Below are 11,627 nucleotides of genomic sequence, written 5' to 3' on the forward strand. Positions count from 1 at the left end.
ATCATAACAAACAGATGAATTTCTTTTTGTATGATATTTCGCTTCAGCGCCTTAACAAGCAAAGCCATAAAACAAAAACATCCAACCCATGATAAGATGGTTGCGGTAAAATAAAAGAACAGCGGGCTTCTGTCCTGTTTTAAGACATCAAAAAGTGGAAGAAAAAATAGTAATAGGGCATCTGCCGCGAGTAATAGAAAAATGGTGTTGAAGGGTATATTCAATAACCTGATCAGCAATTTTTTCGCTTGCATTAAAAAATAAACAGGTATTGTATGAAATATGGATTTAGATAGTTCATGCCCATTTATAGATGCAAGATAATTCCAATAAAAAGAAAACAGGCAGGTAGCACTTGCATCTTCTTTCTATTCTCTTACATATTTCATGGTTTCACTTCATCAATTCAACTTTTTTACCTTCCCATCCAGGGAAAAGTCCATTTGTGTTTTTTAGCCGAAGATGACCGGAGGATACGCTACTAAATACTGCACGAAAGTCTGTTGAAACGGGCAAATCTCTACCATCTTCCAGATCGGCTTTGGCCAATGATTTTATATTATGATATACTTTACCACCTTGTACATCATTCCCCAGAACAAATAAGCAACTTGCTCTTCCATGATCGGTTCCGCCGGTTCCGTTCTGATGAGCGGTACGGCCAAATTCGGTCATCGTCATTACTGTCACTTCATCCTGGTACTGACCCATATCGGTCCAGAAAGCAGCAATACTATCACTGAAATCGCGAAGATTACGTGCAAATGCACCATTCACCGTTCCCTGATTGAAATGCGTATCCCATCCCCCACTTTCTGCAAAAGCTACTTCAACACCTACATCCATTTTAATTAATGTAGCAATCTGTTTCAGTGAATTTCCCAGCGGAGAATTTGGATATATCGCCCCATTGGCAGGTTGGTAATTTTTGATATCTGTAGACTTTAAAATTTTCATCGCCTCAAAACTCTCTTTCCCTGTTTTGTTGAGTAACTGATTACTGGTCTGGTCATACAGCGATTCAAAAGATTTGGCAGCCATATTTCCAGCCATTGGATTACCCTGCATCTGAATAGCAAAATCCTGCAGGTTGCTGATGGCCAATGCTTCGCGATCGCCATACAAACTCCTTGGTAAAGCACTGGTTAAACTCACGGCACTAAATGGTGTTGCTTCATGACCGGTTAAACCTACGGCCCTGTTCAGCCATCCGCTGCTTGTTCCTTTATTAAAGGGAGTTCCGCTTTCCATAAAATCCTGTGCATCGAAATGACTTCTTGTATTATTTGGGCTACCTACACCATGTACAATGGCCATACGACCCTCCTTGAAAAAAGAAGACAAGCTATTTAATGCCGGGTGCAATCCAAATTGTCCATCCAAATCCATCATACCACCCTGTGCCTGTACCGGGCTCATAAATAAGGTAGGGCGTAAGGTTTTCAGGTTAGGGTCTGTAAACGGACTCACTGCCATCAAGCCATCCATCGCACCTCTTTGAAAAATGCATACCAATACTTTATTCTTTTTGTATGGGTGCAAAATTTTCCTGTTATCTGCCGCACGTGCAATAAAATTGGGCACACCACCAAAACCTGCAGCAAAAAGTGCCAGTGCACCTGATTTCATAAATGCTCTTCTGTGAATCATAAAAAAAGTTTAGTTATAAGCTGAGGGCCAGGCAGCAAGTAACAAGCTACAAGATTCAAGCCCACAAGTTTAGATTCTTAATTTTTTAATTATTGCCTTTCTAATTCCTCTCACGTTTCACCTTTCACGTCTCACGTCTCTCATTTTCTCTGAAATTCCGGCGACCCAATAATAATTCCTACCACCTGTGCCACTGTTGCTGCGGTGCTATTCATTGTATTAACTCCTTGTATCTTGTCGCCCTCCTTGTTCCTTGCTCCTTGTCTTCCTGCCCCTTGTCTTCTTACTTCCTGTTCCTCCATTTCATCTTCCACCATTTCAGTTTTTATTTTAGATGCGGCTTCATTTATTTTTTGTTCCACCTGTGTATCACGTACCATCGCTGTAAGACGTTTGATATTTTCTTCCTGGTCTCGTTCAGGTAAAAGTATTCTGCTGTAAATACGCAAAGCTTCATCTGCACTTTCAGGCTCATGATTATCATTAAGTGAGAGTAGGTTTATTCTTACTCCGGGAATTTTCTGAGTGGCCAGTGCCAGTCCGAAATTCATCCTGTTTAATAATGAGCCGCTGTTGATCCAGAAATTTGCACGATCGGGAAAGCCTGTTGGAGCCTGATAATAATAAAACCGTTGTCCCATTTTTGTACACCAATTATATATCTGAAACGGTTGCATAACCTGTGCTTTTGTTGCACGGATGGCGCTGATCGCAAATTCAAATGGTGATTTCACTTTCTCTCTTAACGCATTCTTCGACCAGAAATCAGGATGATTTACCATGGTTATTAGCATGGCTTTTATATTGCCACCTGTTTCCTGAAAAGTTTTCGCTATCGATTTAACGATCGCTTCAGAAGGTTCATCCGCTACAAAACGTCTGGCCAGTTTGGTTGCAATAAACTGTGCTGTTGAAGCATGTGAAGACAGCATTTCCAGTACCTGTACTCCTTCTTTATATCCATCTTTACCACTAAACTGTTTTCCTAAAATTATTTTAGGGTTTTCATCATGTTTATCGCCACGAAAAAGAAAATCACCCTCAACCATCAAGCCTCGTCTTTCGAGTTGGGTTTGATTCAGGTTTTCAATCAATTGTCTTCCAGGACCTTCTTTATACATCGGTTTCACCGCCCATCCTGTTAAGGCCCGTGCTACTTCCGTTACATCTTTTTGTGCATAGCCCCCATCTACACCCAGCGTATGCAACTCCATTACTTCACGGGCATAATTTTCATTCAAGCCCTGTGTTCTTCTTGCAGCAACAGCCTGTTGAACCAATGCTCCGCCTGGCATAGATGTGTCACTCAGTCTTGCTTCCACACGCTCTCTTGCAGCTCTCAATACTGCATTGTTCTGCTGACGGCGAGTTCTTTCATTCTCATTGCTTACACTTAATGCATTATCTAAATATTCCAGCATGGCCGGATGTTTGGCCGTTGCCATCAACATATCTTTAAAATTACCCAGTACATATGGTCTTATGGCATCTCTTTCATAAGTCATCACATATTGCTGGCTCTGCCCTTTGGTAAGCGAAACATTGAAATGGTTAAACCAGAAATCAGTCAGCACTTCTTTTAACTGGTTGTTACTGTATGCAGCTCTTAATACTTTCTGATTAATGAGTTGCCGGTGCAGTTCCTGAACAGGTTTAAAACCTTCTTTCTCCTGAATCAATCGTAATTGCTCCCGGTATTTTTGTCTGTCGGCATTATTGATAGAATCAGCAGGTATCAGTTTATTTCTGATGGCAACACGAATAACCTGCGCAGGTGTGAGATATGTATTGACGATTTTATCATTGCTCAGGTTCAATGATTCAAATGTTTCTAAGCGACGATTAAGTTCTGTATCGGCCAGACTGGCTTCGAGTTGTTGTAACAGCCATTTTTCCAAACCTGTGTTTACTACTTCCTTTATTTGTCCGGGTTGTACGCCATAACTAAACCTGTTTAATAAATGTGCTGCCGCCTGTTCCTGTGTGAGGCCCGCTTTTTTATACGGCATTTTAATTTCAGACAAACCACTATTACTATTGGTAAAAGCTGCACCCAGGGTAAATATGGCCCCGATTGTAAAAGTCTTGAACATGCGCTGCAAGGACATCGGTTTTAGTTTTGTATTGGACAAAAGATCGAATGAAAGGTTTAACAGTTTGGTGAAATTAATTGCCACTGTCCAAAGGAGTCCTCTGGACAGTGGCAAAAAAAGAGCGTCTTCATCAGACGCTCTTTCAATATTTACCTTTACGTTGTTTTCTTCATGGCCACTCTATATAGTATAAAGCCCATCAATGCAAAGAATAAGGTTCCCAGCAGGAAGTATCCGTTTTCAGACAATGTATTCACCAGTCCATGTTCCATGCTTATATCCTGGAGGAACTTTTCTCCGCCCGATGTTCCGGTAATAAACGCTATTACCACACCTGCAACTGCACCACCTGCAACCAGCCCTGTTGCAAATAAGCTCCCCTTACTCAATTCCTCTTCTTCTGCACTCATTTCTTTTTTATCTTTTTTCTGTCTGCCTTCTACAATTCCACGAATAGCACCACCAATAAAAATAGGCAGTGTAGTTGCCAATGGCAGGTAAACACCAATTGCAAAACTCAGCGATTTAATACCACAAAGTTCCATTACCACTGCGAGGAACATCCCTACAATTACATATTGCCAGTCGAGGTTTTGTGAAAGAATGCCTTTTATTAATGTAGCCATCAGCGTGGCCTGTGGAGCCGGATATTTTTCTGTACCGATTGCATGTTGTATACCCTGTTGTACCATTTCGGTAGTAGGTTTATCCAGAAATTTAACCGTTATACCAATTACGATTGATGAAACGATAGCACCCACAAACAAAGCAATCTGCTGGTTACGTGGTGTGGCACCTACTATATAACCACTTTTTAAATCCTGAGAAGTGGCGCCAGCATTTGCTGCAGCAATACAGATCATACCACCTACTACCAGCACCAGTGGTTCATATGCCTGACCCGACCAGCCAAGGCTTAAGAAAATAAGACTCGTACCCATAACAGTGGCGATGGTCATACCACTGATAGGATTATTAGAGGACCCAATCAATCCCACAATACGTGATGAAACAGTTACAAACAATGCACCGAATAATACCACAAGAATACCGATCAGTATTTTTTGCATGAATCCATCACCCGGTAGATTGGGAATAACAGAAATGATGGCAATCAGCGCAAGACTTCCCAAACCCACCACTTTTAAACTCAGGTCCTTATCGGTACGGGCTACATTAATATTTGCACCGCCTGAACCACCACGTAAAGAAGCCATGCTGCCTTTTACAGACTTTACAATGGTGGGTAATGTTTTAATCAGCGTAATGATACCACCTGCTGCTACTGTACCTGCACCTACCTGACGCACATAAGCATAATAAATGGCAGCAGAGTAATCGGCAAATGTATGGGTAATGGGGTCCCAGCCACCTTTGCCACCTGCTTTGCTGATATCGGCCAGGTAACCCAGTTTGGCTAACTGAATAGCAATGGCATCCGCAGGTACAAGCGTAGATAGTAATGGAATGAATACCATCCAGCTCAATACACTACCTGCCACAAGTACACCTGCAATACGCGGGCCGATGATATAACCCACTCCTAAATATTCAGGCGTTATTTCACCGCTTACTTTAGCAGAAGGGAAAAATTTATTGATCTGTTGAGTTGCGTAGTGAGGTGTTTCAGCTATGATATGCATCACTTTCTGCAGCAGCGCATAAACAAAAGCTACGCCCAGCCCCCAGAAAGCCGTTTTGGCAAAATCTCCTCCTCGTTCACCGGCTTTCAATACATCACCACAGGCTGTTCCTTCCGGGTAAGGAAGGTTATCGTGTTCATTTACGATCAGCGCTTTTCTGAGTGGCACCATTAATAAAGTACCGAGTAAACCACCCACGATCGCAAGAATCAGGATGGTGAGATAATTAAAATATTCAGCACTACTGGGGGAAGATAAAAAGAGAAAACCGGGAAGGGTAAATGCCACACCCGCTGCAATACTTTCTCCGGCAGAACCGGTGGTTTGAATGATATTGTTTTCGAGAATTGTTGTTTTCAGAAATTTCCGACCCAATGTAATGGCAATAACGGCAATGGGTATAGACGCTGATACGGTTAAGCCCGCTTTCAGCGCCAGATAAACAGTGGCGGCACCAAAGATCACTCCAAAAAGACTCCCTACCAGAATCGATTTCACGGTAAGCTCTTTCATGTTTGTTTCGGGGGAAACAAATGGTTTAAAGGTTTTTTGAGGTTGAGACATGAGTTGGTTTTTAGATGAAGCAAGCAATTTTTTCGGCGAACAAATAAAGGTTTACCGATTGTTTCCGATACTTTTAAATTTCAAAATACGATTTATGTCCGATATACAAAATGAGTCACCAAAAGGCAGGATGCCAAAATCGGTTCCTTATATCATTGGCAGTGAAATAGCAGAGCGGTTTAGTTTTTATGGTTTGCGCTCCATCATGGTTACTTATATGGCCGTGGCTTTTTTCAATCCAACCCTCAACCCGGCACTGACCGCCGAAGCAGATGCAAAAGCCAATGAAATGTCGCACCTGTTTGTTACACTGGCTTATTTCATGCCCATGGTTGGCGCCATTATGGCCGATTGGTTCTTTGGAAAATACCGCGTTATCTTACTTGTATCCATCCTCTATACTTTTGGTCACCTGATTCTTTCTGTTTCCGGCGATAGCTATACAATATTTAGTCTTGGACTTATTGTTATTGCCTGTTGTGCCGGAGGTATTAAATCATGTGTGTCTGCCAATGTGGGCGACCAGTTCGATAAGTCCAATGAACACCTGCTTTCCAAAGCATATGGTTGGTTCTATATGAGTATTAACCTGGGTGGCACACTCGCCCCCTTATTTATTCCGTTACTGAAAAAATATTATGGCCCTGAAATCGCTTTTGGTGTACCGGGTATATTGATGGCACTGGCTACTATTCTATTCTGGCTTGGACGAAAAAAATACGTTAGGGTTCCTCCGGCAGGAATTAAAAAAGAGAACTTTTTTTCCATCTCCATCTATGCATTAAGAAAATTATTTAAACGTAAACCCGGACAAAAAGTTTGGGAGGCTGTAGGAGAAAAATATTCAGCTACATCTATCGATGGTATCAAAGCCGTGTACCGCGTATTAGCGGTATTTGCATTTACCCCTATTTTCTGGGCCCTTTGGGATCAAAACCTTTCTGAATGGGTTTTACAGGCTACAAGACTAGACCTTACACTGACAGGAGATTTCTCTATTTTACCAGAGCAGATCAATTTTATCAACCCACTGTTTTTAGTGTTGCTCATTCCTGTTTTTAACTCTTTTCTTTTCCCTTACCTGGAAAAAAAAGGTATCAAAGTAAGTCCTTTACGAAAAATAGGAGCCGGACTGGTTATCATTGGTCTATCCTTCACCATTATTGCCTTTATCCAGGAAGCTATTGATGCAGGCGGAAAACCTTCTGTATGGTGGCAGATACTGGCTTACATTCTTTTGGCAGCATCAGAAATACTCGTTTCCGTAACCTGTCTGGAATATGCCTATACCCATTCTCCCAAGTCCATGAAAAGTACCATGAGTGCCCTTTACCTGCTGGGTATTTCTGCTGGTAACCTGCTGGTGGGACTGATCAATGGAAACATTGTAGACAAAGGCTTTTTCAGTCAGTTTACCGGTGCCAAATACTACTGGTTATTCCTGGGCATACTCGCTGTATCTTTTATTTTGTTTCTTTTGGTAGCCAAACGTTTACCCGAGAAACGCTATGTTGGCAATGAAGAGACTGAAAACTGATTTTTTAGGATGAGAGATGCGTTCATAAAAAAACACCTCTCTCATCCTAAAAATCCTTCTTAGGACCTACTTTCGCCACCTGAACCTGTTTATTATGAATATTCTTCTTCTCGGATCTGGTGGCCGCGAACACGCTTTGGCCTGGAAAATGACACAAAGTCATCATTGCGATGCCCTTTTTATTGCTCCCGGTAATGCCGGAACCAGTGAATTTGGGACCAATCTCCCTGTTTCCGTTACCGATTTTGAAGTCATTAAACAAGCCTGCATTGAACATAAAATAGGCATGCTGGTAGTAGGACCAGAAGAACCCCTCGTAAAAGGTATTTATGATTTTTTTGAAGCTGATCCTCAACTACAAAAAATACTGGTGGTAGGCCCTTCTGCAAAAGCGGCGCAACTGGAAGGGAGTAAAGCATTCAGTAAAAAATTTATGCAGCGCCAAAATATTCCGACGGCTGCATATGCAGAATTTACTGCTGCAAATTTTGAGGAAGGAAAAAAATATATTGCACAACATGGCTTACCTGTTGTGCTCAAAGCAGATGGTCTTGCTGCCGGTAAAGGTGTAGTAATAGCTGCTACACATGAAGAAGCATTGAAGTGTTTTGAAGAAATGATTCTCCACAAACAATTCGGCGATGCAAGCAGCAAAGTAGTGATCGAAGAATTTTTACAGGGTATTGAAGTAAGTGTATTTGTTTTAACGAATGGATCAGACTACCAGATCATTGGTCATGCAAAAGATTATAAGAGAATTGGTGAAGGCGATACCGGCTTAAACACAGGTGGCATGGGCTGTGTAAGCCCTGTGCCTTTTATGGATGATGTATTTATGCGCAAGGTAGAAGAACGAATTATTACTCCTACTGTAAAAGGATTAGAGAAAGAAGAACTCATCTATCATGGTTTTATTTTCTTTGGTTTGATGAATGTAAATGGCGAACCTTTTGTTATTGAATACAATTGCAGAATGGGTGATCCTGAAACGGAAGTAGTGATGCCCCGTTTACAAACAGACCTCGTTGCATTGTTTGCCGCCATGGATAATGGCACACTCGCTGATGTAAATATTTCTTACGATGAAAGATTTTGCGCAACAGTAATGGCTGTGAGTGGTGGTTATCCGGGCGATTATGAAAAAAATAAAATCATCCATGGACTTGGCCCTAACAATTCAAAAGAAGTCATCGTATTTCATGCCGGAACCAAAGAAGATGAAAACAAAGTTTTAACAAATGGTGGCAGGGTTTTAGCAGTAAGCGCGTACGGAAATAATATTGCTGATGCAGTTATCAAATCAAAAAATAAACTCGCTGAAATTTCGTTTGAAGGAATGTATTTCAGAAGAGATATCGGGTATGAATTTAAAGGATAGACCATAGCATATAGACCATTGTCAATTGCCAAAGTTTTTTAAAAAAAGCAAATACCATGGACTATTGACCATCGACTATCAACTATTCTCCACCCCACGAAAATTCAGTATTTTAGGCTTTGTTAATTCAAGTAATTTCAACCACCTTTGCAATCATTGATCAAGAAATAAAGCATTTTTAATATACAATGGGATTATTCAATTTTTTTACGCAGGAAATAGCCATGGATCTGGGTACCGCCAATACCCTGATTATCCATAATGATGAAGTAGTGGTAAATGAGCCCTCAATTGTGGCCCTGAACCGTAACAATATGAAGGAAGTGCTGGCCGTGGGCAAAAAAGCCCTCATGATGCACGAAAAAACCCATGAAAGTATCCGTACCGTTCGCCCCCTGAAAGACGGGGTAATTGCCGATTTTAACGCTGCCGAGCTGATGATCAGGGAGTTAATCAAGATGATTTATCCCAAAAAGCCCCTGTTCCCGCCTAGCTGGAGAATGGTGATCTGTATTCCATCTTCCATTACTGAGGTAGAGAAACGTGCTGTTCGCGACAGTGCAGAGCAGGCAGGTGCCAAAGAAGTATATATGATTCATGAACCCATGGCTGCGGCACTGGGTATTGGTATAGATGTAGAAGAACCCGTTGGTAATATGATCATCGATATCGGGGGTGGTACCACCGGTATTACCGTTATTGCCCTTGCAGGTATTGTATGCGACCAGAGTATCCGGGTGGCAGGTGATGAGTTTACTGCCGATATCATGGAAGCCCTGCGCCGTTACCACAGCCTGCTGATTGGGGAACGTACCGCAGAACAAATCAAGATCAATGTGGGCGCTGCCATGAAAGACCTGGATAATCCGCCAGATGATATGCCAGTTAATGGTCGCGATCTTGTTACGGGTATTCCTAAGCAGATTATGGTAAGCTATCAGGAAATTGCTGAAGCACTCGATAAAAGCATCTTCAAAATTGAAGAAGCCATCCTGAAAGCATTGGAAACCACACCTCCTGAACTGGCTGCCGATATTTACCGTAGAGGCTTATACCTTACAGGTGGTGGTGCGTTATTGCGTGGGTTGGACAAACGCTTAAGTGCCAAAATAAAATTACCGGTACATGTAGCAGATGATCCATTGAAGAGTGTGGTGCGTGGTACGGGTCTGGCTTTGAAAAACTATCAGCGTTTTCCATTCATCATGCGATAAAAGAATCACCGGAACCGGCATTGGCAGGTTTCACTACTTTATTGATCGCTAATAGATTCTCAGGTTGAAAAATATCTTTTTTTTCATACGGCGTTACTTTACTTTTCTGAGCTTCCTGCTCTTACAGGTATTTGCCATTATTTTATTAACCCGCTCGAGCAAAGCACATGAGGCTTTTTTTACCGATGCCACCAGTGAACTCACGGGTAAACTAAATAAGCGCTACAGCAACCTGCGCAGTTATTTCAGCCTGTCGGAAACCAATCGTCAGCTGGCCGAAGAGAATACCCGTTTAAAAAACCTGCTGGCTTCCAATAATATAGCTCCCGACAGTTCCCGGGTTATGTATACCGATACCACACATGTCGATTCATCGGGCCGTTACCGGAAATTCACCTGGTTACCGGCTAGGGTAATAGGTAACACGGTTACATTACAGACCAATTTCCTCACACTCGAAAGAGGAAGTAACCAGGGTGTAAAGAAAGGAATGGCTGTTATTGGTCCGCAAGGTATTGTTGGCGTAGTAGTAGAAACCAGTTCCAATATCAGTAAGGTAATGAGCCTCCTGCACCGCAACAGTCGTGTGAGCGCCATGCTCAAAAAAGACAATAACGCAGGTAGTATTGAATGGGATGGGAACGACCCATCCATCCTCACCCTCCGTAATGTATCGAAGAGTGCCAAAGTGGTGAAGGGCGATTCGGTAGTAACCAGTACCTACTCTGCCAATTTCCCATCGCATCTGATGGTGGGTACCGTTGCTTCTATTGTTGAAGACCCTTCCAGTAATTTTTATACCCTGAAAGTAAAAACCGCCACCAATTTCTTTAATGTACAATATGTATACCTGGTAGAAAATACAAGGTATGCAGAACAATTACAACTGGAAAACACCCCTATGACCAATCAATGAGCAGCTTAGTAAAAAATATTATCCGCTTTATACTGTTCATCATTCTGCAGGTGTTCATCCTTAATGAAGTGCCCCCACTGCATCGCTTTATTGTTCCGTATATCTATTTCCTCTATATACTCTGGCTGCCCTTTACCATTAACAGAATTGCCCTCATGGCCATTGCTTTTATATTTGGCCTGAGCCTTGATTTCTTTTCCGGAACCACCGGTTTGCATGCAGCACCCTGTGTGCTGATTGCTTATATACGACCATTCCTGCTCGGGTTACTATTACCTCAGGAAACCATTGAACAGAGTTACTCTGAGCCGGGTAGCAAAAGCATGGGCTGGGCACCTTATAGTTTGTATGTAGGCCTGCTCACTTTTATCCATCATTTTTACCTGGTACTGATAGAGTGGCTGCAATTTGGCGACTTCCTATATTTTCTTGGAAAAGTGTTGGGTACCACTGCCATCAGCCTGCTGATGATTTTCCTTGCAGAACTGCTGTTCCTTAGAAAAGGTAAGTACCGCACCAATGCGGCCTAGGACGAATAAGCTTAAAAGTCTTGATTCCTTGATTTCCTGACTTTTGATTTTACGCTCCAACAAATAGCAACAATTTTTAAAAAGTTTTTTCGTTTGATCCAT

At 42.0% G+C, this 11,627-nt stretch carries 8 protein-coding genes; 5 read left to right on the forward strand and 3 right to left on the reverse strand.

All coding sequences use genetic code 11. The annotated features are described in order from the left end of the window. Positions 1–393: 393 nt before the first annotated feature. The 3 genes from KXJ59_RS04285 to KXJ59_RS04295 all read right to left on the reverse strand — a co-directional run bounded on the left by KXJ59_RS04285 (position 394) and on the right by KXJ59_RS04295 (position 5,950). On the reverse strand, positions 394–1,650 hold the full coding sequence (locus KXJ59_RS04285) for a DUF1501 domain-containing protein (protein ID WP_295201503.1): 1,257 nt from the start codon (positions 1,648–1,650) through the stop codon (positions 394–396). A gap of 140 nt (positions 1,651–1,790) precedes the next feature. Next, positions 1,791–3,758, reverse strand: coding sequence for a DUF1800 domain-containing protein (locus KXJ59_RS04290; RefSeq protein WP_295201507.1), 1,968 nt, complete (start codon positions 3,756–3,758; stop codon positions 1,791–1,793). 140 nt (positions 3,759–3,898) lie between these two features. After that, positions 3,899–5,950, reverse strand: coding sequence for an OPT/YSL family transporter (locus tag KXJ59_RS04295; protein WP_295201508.1), 2,052 nt, complete (start codon positions 5,948–5,950; stop codon positions 3,899–3,901). A gap of 94 nt (positions 5,951–6,044) precedes the next feature. On the opposite strand from KXJ59_RS04295, the gene KXJ59_RS04300 reads away from it, so the two are divergent. The 5 genes from KXJ59_RS04300 (at position 6,045) to KXJ59_RS04320 (ending at position 11,525) form a co-directional block, all read left to right on the forward strand. Then, the gene (locus KXJ59_RS04300) at positions 6,045–7,487 is read left to right on the forward strand and encodes an MFS transporter (RefSeq protein ID WP_295201510.1); all 1,443 of its coding nucleotides are present in this window, start codon (positions 6,045–6,047) and stop codon (positions 7,485–7,487) included. A gap of 94 nt (positions 7,488–7,581) precedes the next feature. Beyond that, positions 7,582–8,865 carry a phosphoribosylamine--glycine ligase gene (purD, locus tag KXJ59_RS04305; protein WP_295201512.1) on the forward strand — a complete coding sequence of 428 codons (1,284 nt, stop codon included), beginning with the start codon at positions 7,582–7,584 and terminating at the stop codon, positions 8,863–8,865. 188 nt (positions 8,866–9,053) lie between these two features. After that, on the forward strand, positions 9,054–10,079 hold the full coding sequence (locus tag KXJ59_RS04310) for a rod shape-determining protein (RefSeq protein WP_133473547.1): 1,026 nt from the start codon (positions 9,054–9,056) through the stop codon (positions 10,077–10,079). A gap of 64 nt (positions 10,080–10,143) precedes the next feature. Further along, positions 10,144–10,995: a rod shape-determining protein MreC gene (gene mreC, locus KXJ59_RS04315; protein WP_295201513.1), complete on the forward strand. Its 852-nt coding sequence runs from the start codon at positions 10,144–10,146 to the stop codon at positions 10,993–10,995. Further along, positions 10,992–11,525, forward strand: a complete 534-nt coding sequence (locus KXJ59_RS04320) for a rod shape-determining protein MreD (RefSeq protein ID WP_295201514.1) — start codon at positions 10,992–10,994, stop codon at positions 11,523–11,525. Before mreC ends, KXJ59_RS04320 begins: the two co-directional genes overlap by 4 nt. Positions 11,526–11,627 lie beyond the last annotated feature (102 nt).

It is taken from the genome of Sediminibacterium sp. (assembly GCF_019264485.1).
Classification (GTDB): domain Bacteria; phylum Bacteroidota; class Bacteroidia; order Chitinophagales; family Chitinophagaceae; genus Sediminibacterium.

Bases quoted from the DNA above. Each gene is read 5' to 3' on its own strand.
- KXJ59_RS04300 (WP_295201510.1), top strand. From the start codon at position 6,045: ATGTCCGATATACAAAATGAGTCACCAAAAGGCAGGATGCCAAAATCG.
- KXJ59_RS04310 (WP_133473547.1), top strand. From the start codon at position 9,054: ATGGGATTATTCAATTTTTTTACGCAGGAAATAGCCATGGATCTGGGT.
- KXJ59_RS04320 (WP_295201514.1), top strand. From the start codon at position 10,992: ATGAGCAGCTTAGTAAAAAATATTATCCGCTTTATACTGTTCATCATT.
- KXJ59_RS04290 (WP_295201507.1), bottom strand. From the start codon at position 3,758: ATGTCCTTGCAGCGCATGTTCAAGACTTTTACAATCGGGGCCATATTT.
- purD (WP_295201512.1), top strand. From the start codon at position 7,582: ATGAATATTCTTCTTCTCGGATCTGGTGGCCGCGAACACGCTTTGGCC.
- KXJ59_RS04295 (WP_295201508.1), bottom strand. From the start codon at position 5,950: ATGTCTCAACCTCAAAAAACCTTTAAACCATTTGTTTCCCCCGAAACA.
- KXJ59_RS04285 (WP_295201503.1), bottom strand. From the start codon at position 1,650: ATGATTCACAGAAGAGCATTTATGAAATCAGGTGCACTGGCACTTTTT.